Source organism: Psychrobacter sp. GP33, from assembly GCF_014119005.1.
GTDB lineage: Bacteria > Pseudomonadota > Gammaproteobacteria > Pseudomonadales > Moraxellaceae > Psychrobacter.
This window is the reverse complement of record NZ_JACGYX010000003.1, coordinates 186060-207041: the sequence shown is the minus strand read 5'-3', so window position 1 is coordinate 207041 and position 20982 is coordinate 186060. Positions and strand designations below refer to the sequence as shown.

Sequence of the window (20982 nt, the reverse complement as noted above, 5' to 3'; positions counted from 1 at the left end):
GCATTTGGATTTATAGGATAAATCGTTTTACCACCTAACCGCTTTATGAAATACGCTATAGCGATAGGTAATCAAAAGTTACAGTTTGCTGTCAATTGTTACATTTTAGTACTGGGCATATTTTTTTACTTTCACTATGATATCTGCAAAGGACAACTTGATAATGAGAAAAATGCCAGTATGCTTTTTTATTTGGCATTATCGCATTACGATTTTATCCTCTATATTGCCAGTGATGTTTAAGTAAAACACTTTCCATTATTGTCGTTACTTGTAAGAATCCATTTATTTTTGAGGACATTATTATGAAAAAAGTAATCATCGCATCTTTAGCTGCTATGTTTGTATTGACTGGTTGTAACACTTTTAAAGGTCTTGGTAAAGACGTATCAAGCGCCGGTAATGCTGTAACTGGCACTGCACAAGAAGTACAAAATAAAATCTAAGTTTTAATTAGATTTTATATTTAAGAGGCTTACCAAACGGTAGGCCTTTTTTTATACTTTGTATAAATTATCGTAATTTTATTCCTTTTAAGGACACTACTATGAAAAAAGTAATTATCGCATCTTTGACCGCTATGTTTGTACTAACTGGCTGCAACACGTTCGCAGGTCTAGGCCAAGACTTATCAATCGCTGGTAATGCTATAAGTAGTACTGCTCAAGAAGTTCAAGGAAACATTTGAGTTTTTATTAGCTGTTTCCTTGAAGAGGCTGACCCAATGGTAGGCCTTTTTTATTACTCTTTATGATGATTTTTCATACGTCATAAAAATGCTCGTAATATCTGATTAAGATAACGTTGACCTAACAACGTTGGTTGTAATCTATCAGCACTCTGTATCAGCAACCCTTTTTCCACCAAAGCCTTTATTTCATTTGCAATAATGGCGTAGGTTAGCCCTGTTCTGGCTTCAAATATTGTCCAGTCGACGCCACTATGTAACCGTAAGGCATTAAGCATAAATTCACTGACCAGCTCATCCTGAGCAATGGTTTGCCAGCCGACCATTTTAGGGGCACTTAGCATTCCATCAGACTGGGCAACATAATCTTTTGGCAATCTTGACTTACTAAAGCGATAAATGCCAGAGTGAGCCAATAATTCATTATCCCCAAGACTATTTAACACTTTATCCGCAATACTCACTTTACCGTGCGCGCCAGCACCAATCGCTAGATAATCACCAAATTGCCAATAGTTTACATTATGTCGACAAGACATATCGGATGCGCCTGCCCAAGCGGAAACTTCGTAATTATCATAGCCTAAACGTTGCAATAACGCCTGCCCTGCCTGCTCGATATCTGCCAAACTATCCTCATCAGGCAACAAGGGCTGACTGCGATAAAATACGGTATTAGGCTCAATGGTTAATTGATACCAAGAAATATGAGTCGCGCCCGCATCGTGTGCCAACTGAATATCATACATGGCCTCAGGTAATGTCTGCTGCGGCAGCCCATGCATCAAGTCCACATTGACCCGCTCAAACCCAGCTGCACGCGCTGCCTTAATAGCCGTCACTGCTTGCTCCGGATTATGAATACGCCCAAGTGTCACAAGCTTATCAGCAGCAAAACTTTGAACACCAATGGACAGGCGGTTAATTCCTACTTCTAAATACTCAGCAAAGGGCGCATGTTCCAATGTTCCCGGATTGGCTTCCATTGTGACTTCTATATCACTCGCAAAATCAAAAATAATGCGCAATTGACTAAACAAGCGCTGATACTGAGCAATAGGCAATAATGACGGCGTGCCACCGCCAATAAATATTGAGCCAATCTTGCGCCCTTGAGTCAATGGCTGCTGCATACGCGCATCTAATAATAGCGCGTCTACGTACTCTTCATACATGGCATACGGCATATCCTCAGGCTGTTCATGCGAGTTAAAGTCACAATACGGACATTTTTTCACGCACCACGGAATATGTATATATAACGCCAGTGGAATGCTCAATACATTGATATTATTCATATTAAAAGCATTTTCTATATGAGCAGAATGCGACGATTGATGGTGCTGTAATTGGCTTTGTAAAAGCTGTTCAGGTTCAGACATAAAGTAACTTATTTATCGGTTATAACACTGTTATTAACAGCAAAAATTTAGCGCTAGGATAACGCCTAAGCGCATTAAAAAAAAGGTTAAATTTAAGAAAGGCAGTTCAATGACAAAACCATTAACAAACGCTCATATTAACCCCGCGTCATTATTGGCAAAATAGCTCTGATTAACGCGACATCATTATAATAAATTCTAGCTAAGGATACAAAAGATGGCATATTGGCTAATAAAATCCAATCCGAATTGTTTTTCAATAACAGACATACAGCGTTTAGGCACAGAGATGTGGGATGGCGTGCGCAATTATCGCGCCCGTAACTTTATGCGCGATGATATGAAGGTTGGCGATACCGCCTTTTTTTATCATTCTAGTGCTAAACCTTCAGGCGTTGCGGGTATTGTTAGCATTGCTAAAGCTGGCTACCCTGACCCCACCCAATTCCATCCTGAACACCGACATTACGACCCGAAGGCAACGGAAGACGCGCCACGCTGGTATATGGTCGACGTGAGATTTGAGCGAGCGTTTGATGATATCCTGCCACTATCGACGCTTAAGTTTCTGCCAGCGCTTGAGGATTCATTGTTACTTAGAAAGGGCTGCGAGCAGTTAACCATTCTACCCCTTGAGCCTAAGCATTGGTACGCGATTATGGATTTGGTAGAAACTTCACAATAAAGGGATAAGTGTGTAGTGTAGCGTGTCAAGTAACTACTTAGCTAAATGCAGCTCTTCAAAAATTTTAATTCCTTTTCAGTATTTGCTATATTTGATCGATTATTCTTCCTTGAACATTTTTTTAAATTTCAATATAGTACCCGATAATTTTTCTAGCTCTATTTTTCTAACTTTGTCGTAAATTTGCTATATTCATCTATACTTATACAAATGTCCGCTTCTTAGCTATTTTACTCATAGCTCACCTATAGCGTGCTAACGACTTTTCACTTTTTAGGATATATTTATGAGCACACCCAAACTGCTACTATCAGTATTGACAGTCAGTCTATTAAGCCTCAGTCTTAGCGCATGCGGCAGTGATAGCGAGAAAGTCAAAGAAGAATACGATCGTATTGAAGACCAGGTCAAAGATAAATATGACCGTATCGAAGATAAAGTGAAAGACAAATATAAAAAGGTTGAAAGCAAACTCAGTAATGATGAAAAAAGTATGGCTGAGATTTTAAAGTCTATCTTTTTACCAGAAGAGTCTTTAGATAAATTTTTGGATAAACTGACTCCAGAAGGCGGGCGTGGCGGGTTATACGCGGGTCACTTTATTGAACTCAATGACGGTGATAACAATGATATCGATATCGGTGCCGTATACTTTGATATCAGTGAAGCCGGGGCTGGCAGTGTTGATGGTCGTATCAGCTATCAGCAGCAAGCATGTCAAGAAAACCGCACCCTCGATGTTAATACTGGCATCAAAGTAGACAACTATATTGCTGGCAAAGTCACAGGCAGTCTTGATACACTGAAATTCTTGGATATTAAGTATGTGAATGATTTAAACCTTGAAGCCCCAAATCTTTTAACAACCTTTGCGGGCAGCTTTAAGAATAAAGAGCTGGGTGCACCTTGGATGGGCAGCTTTGAATATCAAGATTATTTAGGCGGTAAAAAGCTTTCCAGCGGTGATGCTAACTGTCCTGTTACTTATACGCTAAGCGATCGCGCCAATTTCGTGACCTATCCTCTCGATTATAAACTTGGCGATATGGCAGTTACTGTCGCTGGTATCGGTAGCCAAAAAAATATTACTTGGAAAAATCCTACCAATACTCAGCGGATTTTAGTAAGTCAAATTAACGTGAATAAAGCAGGCTCAGGTGCCAACGGTTATGAGCAGAATGTGGTATTAAGCAACAATGAAACCCAATTTGCACCGGTCATTCCAGCCAATCCTACTAACTACGCTATTGTTGTGCAAGCTTTCGATTTAAATAACAAGCTAATTGGTTATCAAGCGATTGTGCTGGATTTACCTGAAGCACTATAGTGGCATAGTCGTTTAAAGACATAAGCGATGTGCTGAATGACGCGGCATATCTGTAGGGTCATACCTACATTTTTAATATCAGCCAGCTAGATATTGCGTCATAACCGTTGACATCATGCTTGCGCTTCTTTACCATCTTGTCTACTTTTAACCCGTCCACTCATCTATTGAATGGACGGGTTATTTTTATTTTAGCGTTCAGATTTTATCTTATTAATAGCGATTTTCGTCCATCAATATTAACCACCGTGAATAATGAAAAGTTGCTAACCATGGTTTCCCCAATATCATTTGTAGATTTTAAGAGTTACAGTTTACGCTTAGGCATTCTTGCTTTACCTATTTTAGTTACCCAGTTTTGCCAAGCTGCCCTTGGCGTTGTCGATGCGATTATGGCAGGACAAGTATCGGCACTCGATTTGGCAGCTGTTGCGGTTGGCGCAGGTATTTGGCTCCCGTTATTCTTATTAGCCACTGGTATTTTGATTGCTACCACGCCTTTGATTGGTCAGGCAATTGGTCAAAACAATCACGCTAATGTACCGCATATCACTCAGCAGTCGCTATGGACGGCAGCGGTTATTGGGATTATTGGATTTGTCATTGTTAATTTAGCGCCCAATGTTTTGGGAGTCATGGGTGTACCCGCCAATATCCAGCCTATTGCCACCCAATATTTACATGGGGTATCTTTTGGCTTCCCTGCCCTTGCGATATACGCGGTATTGCGCAGCTATTGCGAGGCGGTTGGACGACCTGAACCCGTTACGGTGATTAGTATTATTGGTTTATTGGCAGACATACCGCTGAATTATATTTTTATTCACGGTCTGTTTGGGATGCCTGAGATGGGCGGTGCAGGTTGCGGGGTGGCAACGGCGATTGTATTATGGATTAACGTAATTTTGCTTGCCACTTATACTGCCTTTACCAAGCGTGAACAATTTGCCAGTACTCGTTTTTTCCTTGGCTTTACCGCGCCTAATCGCGTGCAAATTACAAAACTACTTAAACTTGGACTACCCATTGGTATCTCTATCTTTTTTGAAGCCAGTTTATTTAGTTTAGGGGCTTTGGTAATTAGTCCCTTAGGGGAGCTAGCGACTGCCTCGCATCAGGTCGCTTTATCAGTTACCTCACAGCTGTTTATGATTCCCATATCCATTGCTATGGCTTTAACCATCATGGTATCGAATCGTTTTGGTGAAAAAAATCTCACTGCTGTGCGTCATGTACAAGCGACAGGACTTATTTGGACGGTCATCATTGCCTTTATTTCCATGCTTGGCATTTGGCTCTTTAGACCTCAATTAGCAGCCGCTTTTACTGACAATGTCGAAGTGCGCGCGCAAGCAATGCATTTATTAATTTTTGCGCTTGCCTATCAGCTGTTTGATGGCTGGCAAGTGAATGTTGCCGGTATTTTACGCGGTATGCAGGATACGACCGTGCCGATGTGGGTGACGCTATTCTGCTATTGGATCGTTGCATTGCCAGCAGGTATTTACTTGGTGCGCTATACTAACGTAGGCGCACAAGGGTTTTGGATGGCATTAATTGCCGGATTATTCCTATCCTCTATTTTGCTTACGTTACGCTTATATTATCAACAAAAACGCTTACACGCTCATTGGACAGCTGAAGCAACCGAGGTTAGTCGTTAAAGACAGAGTGATTAAAAATTATTAATAAAAGCTAAAATAATGATAAAAACCGTTGCCTATTATTACGCGACGGTTTTTTTATTGCTCAACTATTTAAATGTTTTAATTGATTATCCTTATTGAATGTCCTCTTTAAACTTTCCTTATATATCTTTATCGTAGCATCTAGTAACCAGTACTAGCGACTCTAAGCGACATAGACTATATTAATAGTAGTATGTGACTATTACCGTATTGCCAGCATAGTTGTAATGAATTGGTGCTAAATTAATAAAGCTACCCTTAATAAAAGTCTTGAAATATAAAGCAAGTCTCACTAATGCTCGCTTTAACGTTAAAAATATGTAAAAATTCCAGTTAACAACTGTACATTGATTGCTCATTGTCCTGAATATAGGTATCATTAGCAGTTAATCAAACAATATTTTGTTACACTATTTACCTCTTAACTCCTATTACATTCCTCTTAAACCCTATCAAAAGGTGTCATAAAAATTATGGATATTGAAAAAATACGCACGCTTGTCGCTCTTATGGAAGAAAACGAACTGGTCAACTTGGAAGTGAGTTCAGATGATGAACACATCAGTCTGACTCGTCATTATGCTGCGCCTGCTCCAACCATGATGGCAGCGCCTGCTTTAGGTGCCGCGCCTGCTGCACCAGCCGCTAAGGCTGCAGTGAAAGCTGGTAGTGTTGAGACCTCACCTATGGTGGGCGTGTTTTATTCGGCTCCTACCCCTAATGATCCTCCGTTTGTTAAGGTCGGACAAAAAGTACAGGCAGGTGATACGATAGGTATCATTGAAGCCATGAAAATTATGAATCCGCTTGAAGCTACTCAAAGTGGTGTCATCGATGAAATCTTAGTGGATAACTCTGAAGTGGTACAGTTTGGCCAACCGGTAGTACGCTATAAAGCCTAACGGTAATTGCCTACTTTATATGGTTATGATTGCTCACTTTTTATGATTGCTACTGTATCCGCGCTTACTATTTGAATCACTATTTATTTAGCTATCTAAATGGTAAACGCCCATATAAGCCAATCAGCCATAACAGGTGAGTTAATGACTGCCGCTTTGATAAGGATGACCCCATGATAAAAAAACTGCTCATTGCCAATCGAGGCGAGATTGCGTTACGCATCGTCCGTGCTTGTAAAGCGCTTGGTATCGAAACCGTTGGCGTCTATTCGACTGCTGATGAAAACTTAATGCATTTGCGCTTTGTTGATGAAGCGATTTGTATTGGCAAGCCCAATGCCAACCAAAGTTACCTAGATATTAGTACTATCTTGACCGCTGCTGAAATCTCGGGCGCTGACGCCATTCATCCCGGTTATGGCTTTTTAGCAGAAAGTGCTGAATTTGCGGAGCGCGTTGAGGAAGCGGGGTTAACCTTTGTCGGTCCTAATGCTGACCATATCCGCCTAATGGGTAACAAAGTATCTGCCATTAATGCCATGAAAAAGGCAGGCGTGCCAACGGTACCAGGCTCAGTAGGCGCAGTCAACATGCACAATGCTGAAGAGCAAGCGCGCAATATTGGCTTTCCATTACTGATCAAAGCTGCGTCAGGCGGTGGTGGTCGTGGTATGCGCGTGGTTGAGCGCTTTGATGAGCTGGTCGGTCAAGTGCAAGCAGCAAAGCAAGAAGCTGAGCTGTGGTTTGGCGATGACACCGTCTATATGGAGCGTTATTTACAAAACCCACGCCATGTCGAGATTCAAGTATTGGGCGACGGTAATGGTAATGCTATTCACCTGTATGATCGTGACTGCTCGCTACAGCGCCGCCATCAAAAGGTATTAGAAGAAGCCCCTGCTCCTGACATTCCAGATGACGTGCGCCAACCTATCTTAGATGCTTGTGTGAAAGCGTGTGAATTGGTAAAGTATCGCGGTGCAGGTACATTTGAATTCTTATTCGAAAACAATGAATTCTTCTTTATTGAGATGAATACACGTGTACAGGTTGAACATCCAGTCACTGAGATGATTACCGGCATCGATGTGGTGGTTGAGCAATTAAAAATTGCAGCAGGCTATGGTTTATCTTATCGTCAAAGCGAAATTGAAGTTCAAGGCAACGCTATCGAATGCCGTATTAATGCTGAAGATGCCAAGACTTTCATGCCATCTCCTGGTAAGGTAACGCAGTTATTTGCCCCAAGTGGCGCAGGCGTACGTTTTGACTCGCATCTCTACCCGGGCTACGTTATTCCAAGCTACTACGATTCACTCATCGGTAAGCTTATTTGTCATGGACAAACGCGCCAGCAAGCCATTGCTAAGACGTTGCATGCTCTTGACGAATTGATTATTGAAGGGGTTAATACCAATATTTCTCTCCATCGCGACGTGATTTTAGCTGATGAGAAGTTTACTACTGAAGCTCAAAATATTCATTATCTTGAAAGAGAATTATTAGTAGCAGATAAAGAAAAAACTGAAGCATCGCTATAGTTTTTTCAATAATAACTGTTGTTTTATTCTTATAGGCTGAACACGTTATTAATCATTTTAGTATTAAAAAAGCCGTTATCTTAATAGATAGCGGCTTTTTTGTATTTGGTGTCATTTATTTGATTACTTTACTAATTACTTTACTAATCAATAATTTTGCTAAGAACTACGGTCGTACACGGTGAAAGCTCATAAAGCATTCTTTGCCTTCAGCATCCGCGCACCACTGCATCTCATTACCTTGATGCTTTAAAAAGGCAATAAAAGATTCATTAGTTTGATCAATTTTATTGCCAGAACAATCCACTTCGTTATTATCGTATACAGTTTTCATGGCAATAACTGGCAACCCTTCATCGAGGTGTGTGACCAGATAACGACCATACGTCCATTCTTTACCACTCACCGCCCACATTTCATTGTCAGCAGCAAAGTTATATAACTCACGACACTGACCTGATAATTCTGTGTTTGCTAATATCGGCGCTTTTGCTGTAGCAGACTCTGGTGTTAATTTATTTTTAATATTGAGGTCTGCCAAATCAATCTCCCACTGCCCAGCAATGGCAGGACTGATATGGGTGGTAATCACAGATTGACCAACCTTATCCCCTGCTGAAGGTAATGAAGACAAAACAGATGCCAACGTGAATGTAGCCAGTGCAAGCGATGCCATAATAAACCTTTTCTTAAAAAACCAATAATAAATAATAGTCTTTAGCGTAAGACTTAGATAGTAAGAATACAAGTAACAATATGCTATTTCAAAAGCAGAAGGCTCAGTTAGCGATACTAACTGCGTTATAAGACCGGCATAAAACAGCCATTAAATAATATGTAACTATAAACCATAAAAAACGCCATAACTGATGCTTGCGCAGCAGTTATGGCGTTTTATCAACTGTATCTTATTTTTACGTTCAGCCAATAATTATGACATTAAATCATGCAGTCTATGCAGACAAAGTTGTTGGGGCTTGGGCAAATGCAGACAACGCGCCTTTTAACATGGCGGATACGGTGCTGCTACACGTACCAATACCTGAGTAAACCTCACCATCTACATTAAGCTGGATATAGGCAGCAGCATTGGCATTGGTTTTATTGTCGCTGTTATTGTCATCATCGATACCGTTATTACTGTGCTGAGGATTGATCGCATGCTCCGCATAGTTGATTACATGCAATGACTTACCAGTATGCTTGGCTAGACCATCAATGAATGAGGATAATGGACCATTACCAGTGCCATCAATGGTGATAGTGTCACCATTCATTTGTACCTGACCATTAAAGTAAACTTCTCCACCTTTATTATTAACACTGTAGTCTAGCAATTCAAAACCACCTTGCTGCAAATACGTCTGCTCAAAGGCCTGTAAAATCTCATCGTTTTGTAGTTCGCGTGCGGTGGTTTCGGCTTTATGCTGAACCACACGGCTAAAGTCAATTTGCATCCAGCGCGGTAGATTAAAGCCATAGTTGCGCTGTAATATATACGCAACGCCACCTTTACCAGATTGGCTATTGATGCGTACCACATCTTGGTAGCTGCGCCCAATATGTGCCGGATCAATCGGTAAATACGCAACATCCCAAATGTTGGCTGTCTGCTCGTTATGCTGCTCATTATAATCCAAACATTTTTTGATGGCGTCTTGATGCGAGCCACTAAAAGCAGTAAAGACCAGTTCACCCACATAAGGATGACGCGGATGTAGTGGCAAGTTATTGCATTCGCTCACTACCTGCACAATTTCGCTCATATTACTAAAATCAAGCTCAGGGTCAATGCCTTGGCTAAATAAGTTCATCGCCATGACCATTATATCCATATTTCCCGTACGCTCACCATTGCCCAACAGCGTACCTTCAATACGATCCGCGCCTGCCAATACACCAAGCTCAGCAGCAGCAACCGCACAGCCACGGTCATTATGAGTATGCAAACTTACAGTCACATGCTCACGCTTGGCTAGATTGCGACAGAAATACTCAACCTGATCAGCAAAGACATTAGGCATAGAGGCTTCAACGGTCGCAGGCAAATTCAAAATAACTTCTTGACCATTTTCAGGCTGCCAAATCTCACAGACTGCATCACATACTTCTACGGCATATTCCGTCTCAGTTTGGCTAAAGCTCTCTGGCGAATACTGAAATACCCACTCAGTTTCTGGATATTTGGCAGCATATTCAACCAATAACTTGGCACCAGTGATGGCAATTTCTTTAATCTCAGCTTTATCTTTACCATATACTTTTTCACGTTGAATGCGACAAGTTGAATTATAAACGTGCACGATGGCACGTTTTGCCCCTTTTAAGGACTCAAAGGTACGGGCTATTAAATGCTCGCGCGCTTGTACCAATACTTGCAAGGTCACATCAGCCGGCACATGATTTTCTTCAATCAATTTGCGGGCAAAATCAAACTCAACTTGCGCCGCTGACGGAAAGCCAATCTCAATCTCTTTAAATCCAACGCCTACTAACGTTTCAAAAAAACGCATTTTTTGGTCAATGGTCATCGGGTCAATCAATGCCTGATTGCCATCACGCAGATCCACACTTGCCCAAATTGGAGACTTTTCAATTGTCTTACTTGGCCACGTGCGATCCGATAATAACGGCGCAAATGCAAAAGGACGGTACTTTTTGTAATCAAAAGCACTGTGCTTTGGCGTCACTGTTGATGACTTAGGGGCTGACGTGCGTGTGGCATGGTTAGACATAATCAATCCTTGGATAATAGATAAAGAAGATATATAGAAATAGGAAAAAACGAAATTTATAGTTTTGGCAGCTTAATAACTTAATAACTTAATAACTAGCATAGTCTAATAATTAACAGGTAAGCCAATCTGCATTTATCAGACGAGATAACCAGTGTCGATGACATTATAATAACAAAATAAAGGCAATAGAAATCTGCTTTATTTAGCCAGTATTTTACATATTTTAGTGATAAACACTCATTTAATCGTTATAATTAGTTTTATTCACTACTATTTTAAAATTCATGATTAATAGCACTTCTCATAATTCCTTAATACCTGATATCGACGATATCGATAAACGTATCTTAAGATTGTTACAGACCGACGCGCGCATGAGTATTACTGAGATTGCTGAGCACGTTAATTTGTCCGCAACGCCGTGCGCGCGTAGAATCAAGCGTCTAGAAGATACGGGCATTATTACTGGCTACCAGACCCAAACCGATGCGCAAAAGCTTGGTTATCCTTTAGCGGTATGGATTGCAATTAGTATGGATCGCCATACGGCAGAGCGTTTTGAGATGTTTGAGCGTAAAATACAAAGCTTTAATGAGGTCATCAGTTGCAGCATTGTCACTGGTCGCAGCGAAGATTATTTAATAAAGGTGCGCGTGCGCGATATGGCACATTATGAAGAGTTTTTATTACACAGGTTAAATCGTATTGAAGGTGTTGCGCAAGTTCATACCAGCTTTGAGCTGCGCGAAGTTTTTAACCGCAGTATTATCTAATGACATTTAATTTAACAACACACTATTTAGCTTTAAAATATTTGACAGCACACGTTCAAATTAATTATAGGATAATATTTTGCTTTAACTTGTTAATTAGTAATGCTCGTCTGGCGATAAAACCATATTAATAATATTAAGCTGAAGAACAATCCGACACCTGCAACTTGTAAGCCAGCATTAAAATTATTGCTTTGCCCAGCTAATGCAACCGTTACTAATGGTCCAATAAATTGCCCAATGCTATAGGCTAAAGTAGCAAGCCCCATCAGTAAATTAGAATAAATAGGATTGATGTTTTTAATAATGACTAGGGTCATGGACACAATACCGGCAAAAGTTAGTCCTAAAATAACAGCATTACCGTATAGCCCTGACGCGCCATCCAACCATAATGGCAATAACATGCCCAAAGACTGTAATAACGTTAAGCCCATTAAGGTTTTAATCTCACCAATACGTTTGGCAAGCGCGCCCCAGATAGGGTTTGATAGCATGGCAAAAATACCGACAATCAACCATATTAACAACCCTGAATTATTTTGCCCAGTCGTGCTTTGTTCCGTTAGCCGCTGCACTGCCATTACTGGTAAAAAAGTTGCAGAAGTAATATAACCAAAACCTGCCAGCAGATAGCTGGCTGATAATAATGCAATGGCGGTCGTATGACCAATTACGGCGTCATAAATCGCCCGTTTAAACTCAATATAGATTTGATAAATAGAGTTTTTTTTGACCTTATGACTATTTTTATTGTTATCAGCAAGGTTTGAATTATCTACTATTGTCGGTTTAGACGGACGAATGGCAAACAGCAATATCACCACAGGTAAACTGATGATAGCTGCACTGCGCCATATTAAGTCAAAATGAAAACCCCACGCTAATAGCACCCAACTAAGGATGGCAGACGCACTGATTCCAGCGCCAATACCCGCATAATGAATGGAGGACAGCATATAGCGGCGCTCATCAGTAAAGCGCTGAATCACGAGCGACGAGCTTAAAATCATCGCTACCCCACTTGCTACCCCTGCCAAAAAGCGAATCCCATACCATATATTTAATGATAATTGCGACATGCTAAGCAGCAGAGTAGTCACGATACTGACACTTACCCATAGCATCAACATCTGCCATGTCAATCGATGTGGCACAAATATCGCAATAAGCGCGCCAAAAAAGTAGCCAATATAATTAATAGAGGCAAGCCAGCCTGCAATTGGTGTTGATAGTGACAATTGGCTCATTATATCAGGCAGGGTGGCAGTGAATAAAAAACGACCGAATCCCATCACCACCGCCATGCAATACAGCCCAATAAAAGCGGTTGCTGTCTGATTGGTAATGATAAATTTGCTATGGCTTTGGGAAAAGATCATCATGACAATGTTACATCGCTACATTATGATAGATAGCGCACAATCCTAATCATCTGTACGCAAAATAATTTTAGGAAAAATTAAAACAATATCGCTTATAAAATTTTATGAAAAGGCTCATATAAAAAACTATTATTTGCTAATCATTGCCACATCTGATGCTAAGCTGTCTTGCCCAAGTATCTGCACCCTTTGATCACTAAACATATCCATATCAGGTGCCAGCGTACGCATAAAGCGATCAAAGTATAAGAGTTGCTTAGTTAATAAAGCAAAATCACGTGGAAAATGAATCCCATGGCGCTTACCCACACCGACAATCTCCAGCATCATTTTATTAAGCTCATCCGCCTGCTCTTTCGTGTTAAAAGGTATACCACTGGTAAAAACTTTGTCTTCAGCCATAATCGACTGCATCATCCGTTGCAAATCTTGCGCTAACGCTGCCACATCGATATCACGCCCATGCGTCATTTCCATATCAACCATATGCTGCGCCATGGCTTGATAATTATTATCTTGCAATGATTGCATCATGCCCATACAAGCGCGCCAACTTTCAGCTTTCAGCTTACCCACAATACCGAAGTCCAAAAACCCAATGCGCCCATCGGTTAACAACATGAGATTACCCGCATGCAGATCGGCATGGAAGCTATTGCATAACATCAAGCTGGCAAACCAAGTGTTTAACGTATCTGCCATTACTTGCGCTGGATCATCACAATATTGACGCATGGCGGTTTCATCAATCATCGATACCCCGTGCAATCGACTCATCGTCAGCACGCGCTTCGTCGTCAGCTCATCGTATACCGTAGGAGCAACCACACGCGTATTGCCCGATACCGATAAAAACTGCTGAAAATCACGTATGTTGTGTGCTTCGGCAATAAAGTCGGTTTCAGCCAGCATACGCAAACGAATTTCATCAATAATTGGGGCAATACTAGCAAATTTCATAGAAGGCATTGCCAGCTCTAATAGCTTAGTTGCTGCGTGCAACACCCCTAAATCTGTTTGCATGATGGTTTCTACATCTGGCTTTTGTACCTTTAAAACTACCTCGTCGCCATTATGCAACCGCGCCGCATGAACTTGGGCGATAGACGCAGACGCTAAGGGTTTTTTGTCAATATAAGCAAAACTATCTGCTAGTATGCGCCCGTTAACTGCCAGCTCATCGGTCAGTACTTGCTCAATATAATCGTATGATAATGGCGTCGTTTGATCCAAACAGCCTTGGAACGCTTCAACATATTCACGCGGAAATAAAGAAGGTGTACTAGCAACAAACTGTCCAATTTTGATGTAAGTCGTACCCAATTGCTCAAAGGTATCTTTTAACATGGTTGCATCAGGTTTTTCACCTTTCGCCACACGCAACGCTGATAGACCAGCAACACTAGCCGTCTGTCGAACGCGATTCATAACATTGAAAGTATGCTTTAATAAATGAGGGCGATGAGTTTTCATAAAAGACAACTATATAGAGGGAAAAAAATAAGTAGATAAATAGAATGAAAGTTGATGGATAATAATTTGAATAATTATATATTGATTAATAGCACATTCAATAAACGGCCATCCATTAATCAAATGCTAATGATTACTACAGACAGGACATAGCTTATCTGGTCGATAGCCCATCACGCGCTGCTGCATCAGCTTACCATCCCATAATAATAATTTATTAGCCAGTGGATTGCGATTCAAGCCTAAATATTGCAAAGCCGCATTGGCTTGTAAGCTGCCCATAATCGCCGTCGTACTGGCTAGCACCCCAGAATTGGCACAGGTGCGCTCATCAGTAACCGCCTCACTATCATGTTCACCAAACACACAATAATAACAGCCGCTATTTAAGTGTGGTTCAAATAATGCCAACTGTCCTTGCATAGCAATCGCAGAAGCCGATAATAGCGGAATTTGATAGCGAACACTAATACGATTAATGATATCGCGCGTCGCAAAATTATCCGTACAATCTAACAGCAAGTCCGGCTTGCCAGATGTAATATCGAGCAGCTCATCAGCATTGTCTTCGCTAAGACGAGCAACCGTGCCACGCGCTTCAATCAACGGATTGATTTCTTTGAGCATCGCTGCTGCAGTCAAGGCTTTAGGCTGACCAATATCAGTAGGTAAAAATAACGTTTGCCGCTGCAAATTGCTGGCTTCAATCACATCATCATCAATTAGATGCACCTGTCCAAGACCAGCGCGCACCAGCGTTTCAGAAGAAGGGCAACCAAGACCGCCTGCGCCAATTATAACGACACGCGCAGACTTAAGCCGCAACTGAGCATCAATATCCCAACCATCGAGCAAGACTTGGCGAGCATAACGAAGAAGTTCTTCATCTGTTAATTCTTTTGATAAGTGGGTATCAATATTAGGGTGCATGTTTTATCACACTTATGATTAAGAGTCGATTGTAGCCAAACACCCAAGCGTCACACGCTCATTACCACCGTAGTCTGGCACCGTTTTTACCGCGTTAAAGTTATTATTTAAAAATAGCTGGCGCACTGCTAAACCTTGATCAAAGCCATGCTCAATTGCCAAGAGTCCGCCTGCACGCAAATATATTCCTGCTTGCTGAACAATATGTTCGATATCAGCCAAACCATAATTAGGGGCACTTAAAGCGCTAATAGGTTCTGCTTGCAAGCGTTGTAAATGCTCATCATTTTCGTCGATATAAGGGGGATTGGAGACAATAACATCGAACAACTCATTCTCATGAATCGGTAATGCTTGATACCAACTGCTGTGCACAAACTTAACATCAACCTCATTACTTACTGCATTAGACTGAGCAACTTTCAACGCCTCTAACGATAAGTCAGCAGCGGTGACTTGCCAGCTCGCGTGTTTTAATTCATGAGCCAAACTAATCGCTATACAGCCTGAACCTGTACCTAAGTCTAGCAAACGCTTAGGTGCTGTATTATTGGGTGTACTGTCATTCGGCTGACTGGCTATCCAATGCAGCACTTGTTCGACCAGCACTTCAGTGTCGGGTCTTGGTATTAATGTATGCTCATTGACCTTAAAACCAAGCGACCAAAATTCTTGTGTGCCTGTCAAATACGCTAACGGTATACCGTTGTGCATTTGCGTGATGCCGGCAGCAAATCGCTCTTGCTCTGTTGCCGACAATAAATAATCAGGATCAGTCATTAAAAACAATGCCGGCTTATTGATAACATAAAGCAGCCAATCAGTTATCCAAAACGTTGGAATAGCCGATTTTTCTGATATCGTTTTAGCCTGCTGCTTGATGTCTTTTACAGTCATTTTTTGTATATTAGGCATGGTCATCAACGATTCTTCATTATTATTAGTGTACTCATTTTATGTTCATTCACGCCTTATTCTGATGCACGTGGTGGCTCATTAGTATCGGTCAAGCTTGGATTGGCTTTTGTAAGTTTATCACCGCCACTGCTGTTATCGTCACCATAAATATCATCGTTATCACCAATCACAATATGTTTATCAACCAAATAAATCAGTACCAAAATAGGAATACCAATTAAAAAGGTAAAGGTGAAAAAGAATGGATAGCTCATGTTATCGACAATAGTACCTGAATAGCCACCCAAAACTTTAGGCAATAAGGTCATCAGTGATGAGAAAATCGCATATTGTACGGCGGTAAAGCGAATTGAGGTCAGCGCTGATAAGAAAGCAATAAATACGGCACTGGCAAGACCGGCTGCTAAATTATCAAAAATAACTGCCAGATACATATATTGCAAGCTACCAGGATGATAGGTCAGCAAGACAAATAACATATTACTGACTGCCGCTAATATTGCCCCAATCATCATCGCTTGCATCATGCGTATTTTTTGCGCCAAGATACCGCCTAAGAAGCCGCCACCAATGACCATAATGACACCGACCAACTTCACTGCTGTAGCGATATCCGTTTTGCTAAAACCCATGTCCTGATAGAAAACGTTCGACATGACGCCAGCAACGATATCAGAGATTCGGTAGAGACCAATGAGGGCCAATAGCAACAGCGCCTTTTTACCATAGCGGCGGAAGAAATCGACAATAGGCTCAATCCAGGTGACATAGGCCATTTTTTTATTAACTAAACCAGCCCTTACCAGTAGATAGCCCACTACTAGCGCTATCGCCAAGCTAGACAGCATACGCACTACTTCAAATAAAAATTCGATAGCGACACTGTCACTTTCAGGTAGTATCTGCCCAGCATAGATAAACGTCATAACGAACGCAGATACCGATAATAAAAATACAAATACCAATCTGACATAATCAGTCGACTTCTGCTCAATTCTAACTTGCGTACTAATAGGCTCATGAATAATTAAAGTCGTCGCGACACCGACACCCATAACGGCTGCCATAATCCAATACGTATTGCGCCATGCTTCATAACTATATAATGCTTCCGTTGAGCCAAAATAGTCGGCTAAATACAGAGCGCCTGCTCCCGCGAAAATCATCCCTAAGCGATAACCAGCGGTGTACATCGCCGATAGTACTGATTGTAGACTTGGCGGTGCCAACTCGATTCGATAGGCATCAATGACAATATCTTGCGTTGCTGATGAAAATCCGAGCAACACCGCGCCTATTGCCATATATGTTAACATATCATCATTAATAGGATTGACGCTGGCCATGATACAAATAGCACCAATAATCAACAACTGTGAAACCAGCATCCATGCTCGCCTGCGCCCCAACCACTTAGTTAGTATAGGCAATGGCACTGCATCAATAAGCGGCGCCCAAATAAACTTAAACGAATAGCCCAATGCTGCCCAGCTAAACGTCGTGACCACGCCACGTTCGATACCCGCCTCGCGTAGCCATAACGACAGACTTGAGAAAATAAGTAGAATCGGAATGCCAGCGGCAAAACCTAAGAACAGCATGATAAGCGCACGCCGATCAAGATAAGCTTTTGCCGCCTCGCCCCATGATTTTTTGGCGACTGGAGGATTGGGTGGTACAGATTGGACAGCAGACATAATAACTCACCAAAACTTAAAACAAAAAGAACACCACAGTGCGCTATTTCTTAATCAATACTTATACCTAATATTTTTAGAATAAAAATGCTGCTCGGTATAAATAAACGTAAAAAACTGCCTAGCCCTGTAAAAAGAAAACCTTTCATACTACAAAATTGCATAATGGTACTTCAGAACGCCTATCTTGACTAGACATTCTGCTGATATTTTTACACAAGCAACTACACTTCGCTTTTTATAATTTCTAATTTACATCTAAAACGCAACTCTGTGTTTCTTAAGATTGCTTGGCTGTTATAAACTTTAACAACGATGGGTAAGTTACAGCTTAAAAATATTGCTCTCTATTCAAAAAACACGAAATCAATAAAGTTAATTTTTTGCTTCCTTATTATTCCTAAATGGTATAATTAGATAACTATTTATTATATACAAGAATATTAACTTTAAATTACACTAAGCTGCTAGCAATGCATTAGATTTTTTATAGGTATCTTGATTTTCTTGTACTTTTTATTTCTCATATAGAGACAATTTATATTTTTATATTGATTAGGGATTATGGATTATGGCAATTGATGTAGTAGTGAATCAACGGCATCTACAGATTCAGCTCAAGCAGCTGGAGACCGTTTGGCATACAGTGGTCAATGGTTATAATCTAAGCCAAGCAGCAACAGTACTACATACCAGTCAGTCAAGCCTTTCAAAACATATCGCCGCGCTTGAAAATCAGCTCAAAACGGAAGTGTTCGTACGCCAAGGTAAACGTCTGACTGGTCTTACTATTATGGGTACGGCGCTGATGCCGCATATTGAATCTATTTTTGCAGAAATTCGAACCATTGAAAACCTCAGTCTTGATTTCAATAATCCTAATATCGGCACGCTAACCATTGCAACCACCCATACTCAAGCGCGCTATGTATTGCCGCATGTGGTAAAAGAATTTAAAGAACGTTTTCCTAAAGTAAATTTAATCTTACAACAAGCAGACCCTGAAACCATTGCCCAAATGGTCATTCGAGGGCAGGCAGATATTGGTATTGCGACTGAATCATTACTACATAATAATTATCTACGCTGTTATCGTTATTATGATTGGACGCATCGGGTGATTGTGCCGAGTGACCATGAGCTTGCTGGGCTTGAGAGTATCGACTTACCTACCCTTGCCAGCTATCCGATAGTTACTTATCATGGGGGCTTTACCGGTCGCGGCGCTATTGATAAAGCGTTTAGTGACGCTGGTCTTGAGCCTGATATTGTTCTAGCGGCGCTTGATGCGGATGTGATTAGTACTTATGTAGGTTTAGGCTTAGGTATCGGTATTATTGCTGAGATGGCATTTGAGCCCAGCCACTATCATAACCTGACTGCAATCCCAGTCGATCATTTTGGACGCTTTACCAGCTGGATGGCAGTACGCGATGATGCCGAAATTCGTCAGTATGGGCGCGCTTTTATGGAGCTGTGTCAGAATCAATTTAGCAAATAGCACTGTTAATCCGATTAACGGTAGTAAATAGTACTTATTCGTAATGAAAAAGTTTATAATAAAGACTGCACTATAAAAATAGTGCAGTCTTTTTTTATTTAAATTTAGCTTCTTTGTCTAACTGTTCTACTCTAGTACGCATTAATACCGAGTACTTGCTTTTAGACAAAGTAGAAAAAATTATAAACAAGTACATTGTTCAATATAGGTAGTGAAATGGTGGTTCTATTACATCTACTAAACCTTTATAACAAAAATACAGTGCTATTATTAATATAACAGTGCGAATATTGAGCTGATATCGTATTGATAGGTGATTTATGAGTAAGAACATTCCCTTATCCTTTTTGGATTTAGCGCCCGTCCCTACTGGTAAAACTGTTGCTGAAGGCATTGCTCAAACTGTTGAGATGGCTCAGCGGGCAGAACAGGTAGGCTTCAATCGCTATTGGATGGCAGAGCATCATAATATGCCAGGCATTGCTAGCGCTGCAACATCAGTACTATTGTCTCATATCGGCAGTCAGACGGAACACATTCGTATTGGCGCAGGCGGTATCATGCTTCCTAATCATGCCCCACTAATAGTTGCTGAACAATTCGGTACTCTACAAGCGTTATACGGTGATCGAATTGATTTAGGCGTTGGACGTGCGCCTGGCACAGATGGTATTACTATTCAAGCACTACGTCGACAAATGAGTGATGCAGAACGTTTTCCTCAAGATATACAAGAATTATTTTATTTATTAGGTGACAATACGGACAGTAGTCCCGTTCAAGCATTCCCTGGGGCAAAATCAAAAGTGCCTGTTTGGATATTAGGTTCCTCATTATTTGGAGCGACGCTAGCTGGACATTTAGGTTTGCCGTATGTTTTTGCTTCTCATTTTTCACCACAAATGCTCAGTTCGGCTGTCAGCACTTATCGTGATCACTTTCGCCCTTCTGCTCATTTAAATAAGCCTTATGTGATGCTAGCGGCAAATTTACTTCTTGCTGATGATGACGAAACAGCAGCGTATCACTTTACGTCAGCGCAGCAAAGTTTTGTGAATTTGCGCCGTGACGTTCGGGGACAAATGCCAAAACCTGTTGAAGATATGGACGTAATATGGAGCTCAACAGAAAAAGCGATGGTTGATAGCGCCTTATCCGTATCCTTTGTCGGTTCAGTTGAATCCGTCAAACCTAAGCTTGCTGATTTTATTGCGAAATATGAACCCGACGAGTTGCTTGTTACTGCTAATATTTATGACCAAGCAGCACGCTTGAAGTCATTAGATTTAGTACCGCAGTTAAATTTGTTTACTTTACAATCGGATTCAATGCCAGCATAATTATTGTGTCATCC

The 20982-nt window shown here is 41.0% G+C and carries 18 protein-coding genes; 10 read left to right on the top strand and 8 right to left on the bottom strand.

Annotated features, from left to right (window positions below; translation table 11 throughout):
• Nucleotides 1-305 precede the first annotated feature (305 nt).
• On the top strand, nucleotides 306-446 hold the full coding sequence (locus H2245_RS05660; protein ID WP_182406413.1) for an entericidin A/B family lipoprotein: 141 nt from the start codon (nucleotides 306-308) through the stop codon (nucleotides 444-446).
• 101 nt (nucleotides 447-547) lie between these two features.
• Entirely contained in the window at nucleotides 548-688 is a 141-nt protein-coding gene (locus H2245_RS12080; RefSeq protein WP_259365099.1) for a lipoprotein, read from the top strand.
• Nucleotides 689-768: 80 nt separating this feature from the next.
• Here H2245_RS12080 and hemW read toward each other — a convergent pair whose 3' ends face one another.
• On the bottom strand, nucleotides 769-1986 hold the full coding sequence (gene hemW, locus H2245_RS05655; RefSeq protein WP_259365118.1) for a radical SAM family heme chaperone HemW: 1218 nt from the start codon (nucleotides 1984-1986) through the stop codon (nucleotides 769-771).
• A gap of 301 nt (nucleotides 1987-2287) precedes the next feature.
• Between hemW and H2245_RS05650 the strand changes: the two genes are divergently transcribed.
• The 5 genes from H2245_RS05650 (at nucleotide 2288) to accC (ending at nucleotide 8213) form a co-directional block, all read left to right on the top strand.
• Nucleotides 2288-2755, top strand: a complete 468-nt coding sequence (locus H2245_RS05650; RefSeq protein ID WP_182406411.1) for an EVE domain-containing protein — start codon at nucleotides 2288-2290, stop codon at nucleotides 2753-2755.
• A 286-nt stretch (nucleotides 2756-3041) separates the two neighbouring features.
• A complete protein-coding gene (locus H2245_RS05645) occupies nucleotides 3042-4082 on the top strand; it encodes a hypothetical protein (RefSeq protein ID WP_182406410.1) in 1041 nt (346 codons plus the stop codon).
• A 272-nt stretch (nucleotides 4083-4354) separates the two neighbouring features.
• Nucleotides 4355-5746: an MATE family efflux transporter gene (locus H2245_RS05640; protein ID WP_182406409.1), complete on the top strand. Its 1392-nt coding sequence runs from the start codon at nucleotides 4355-4357 to the stop codon at nucleotides 5744-5746.
• Nucleotides 5747-6243: 497 nt separating this feature from the next.
• Nucleotides 6244-6672, top strand: coding sequence for an acetyl-CoA carboxylase biotin carboxyl carrier protein (gene accB / locus H2245_RS05635; RefSeq protein ID WP_182406408.1), 429 nt, complete (start codon nucleotides 6244-6246; stop codon nucleotides 6670-6672).
• Between the two features lie 173 nt (nucleotides 6673-6845).
• A complete protein-coding gene (gene accC, locus H2245_RS05630; protein ID WP_182406407.1) occupies nucleotides 6846-8213 on the top strand; it encodes an acetyl-CoA carboxylase biotin carboxylase subunit in 1368 nt (455 codons plus the stop codon).
• Nucleotides 8214-8379: 166 nt separating this feature from the next.
• On the opposite strand, the gene H2245_RS05625 is transcribed toward accC, so the two are convergent.
• Nucleotides 8380-8889, bottom strand: coding sequence for a hypothetical protein (locus H2245_RS05625; RefSeq protein WP_182406406.1), 510 nt, complete (start codon nucleotides 8887-8889; stop codon nucleotides 8380-8382).
• Nucleotides 8890-9166: 277 nt separating this feature from the next.
• A complete protein-coding gene (gene leuA, locus H2245_RS05620; protein WP_182406405.1) occupies nucleotides 9167-10948 on the bottom strand; it encodes a 2-isopropylmalate synthase in 1782 nt (593 codons plus the stop codon).
• A gap of 287 nt (nucleotides 10949-11235) precedes the next feature.
• Between leuA and H2245_RS05615 the strand changes: the two genes are divergently transcribed.
• On the top strand, nucleotides 11236-11724 hold the full coding sequence (locus tag H2245_RS05615; protein ID WP_182406404.1) for an Lrp/AsnC family transcriptional regulator: 489 nt from the start codon (nucleotides 11236-11238) through the stop codon (nucleotides 11722-11724).
• A gap of 92 nt (nucleotides 11725-11816) precedes the next feature.
• Here H2245_RS05615 and H2245_RS05610 read toward each other — a convergent pair whose 3' ends face one another.
• From H2245_RS05610 to H2245_RS05590, 5 genes are all read right to left on the bottom strand, one after another.
• A complete protein-coding gene (locus H2245_RS05610) occupies nucleotides 11817-13109 on the bottom strand; it encodes a YbfB/YjiJ family MFS transporter (protein WP_259365098.1) in 1293 nt (430 codons plus the stop codon).
• 129 nt (nucleotides 13110-13238) lie between these two features.
• The gene (locus H2245_RS05605; RefSeq protein WP_182406403.1) at nucleotides 13239-14582 is read right to left on the bottom strand and encodes an AarF/ABC1/UbiB kinase family protein; all 1344 of its coding nucleotides are present in this window, start codon (nucleotides 14580-14582) and stop codon (nucleotides 13239-13241) included.
• Between the two features lie 126 nt (nucleotides 14583-14708).
• On the bottom strand, nucleotides 14709-15512 hold the full coding sequence (locus tag H2245_RS05600) for a HesA/MoeB/ThiF family protein (RefSeq protein ID WP_182406402.1): 804 nt from the start codon (nucleotides 15510-15512) through the stop codon (nucleotides 14709-14711).
• An 18-nt stretch (nucleotides 15513-15530) separates the two neighbouring features.
• Entirely contained in the window at nucleotides 15531-16433 is a 903-nt protein-coding gene (gene prmC / locus H2245_RS05595) for a peptide chain release factor N(5)-glutamine methyltransferase (RefSeq protein ID WP_404944659.1), read from the bottom strand.
• Between the two features lie 50 nt (nucleotides 16434-16483).
• Complete coding sequence (locus H2245_RS05590; RefSeq protein WP_182406401.1) at nucleotides 16484-18127, bottom strand: AmpG family muropeptide MFS transporter; 1644 nt, start codon at nucleotides 18125-18127, stop codon at nucleotides 16484-16486.
• Nucleotides 18128-18698: 571 nt separating this feature from the next.
• Between H2245_RS05590 and H2245_RS05585 the strand changes: the two genes are divergently transcribed.
• Both H2245_RS05585 and H2245_RS05580 read left to right on the top strand, forming a co-directional pair.
• Nucleotides 18699-19628 carry a LysR substrate-binding domain-containing protein gene (locus tag H2245_RS05585; protein ID WP_182406400.1) on the top strand — a complete coding sequence of 310 codons (930 nt, stop codon included), beginning with the start codon at nucleotides 18699-18701 and terminating at the stop codon, nucleotides 19626-19628.
• 320 nt (nucleotides 19629-19948) lie between these two features.
• Nucleotides 19949-20968, top strand: a complete 1020-nt coding sequence (locus H2245_RS05580; RefSeq protein WP_182406399.1) for an LLM class flavin-dependent oxidoreductase — start codon at nucleotides 19949-19951, stop codon at nucleotides 20966-20968.
• Nucleotides 20969-20982: the final 14 nt, after the last annotated feature.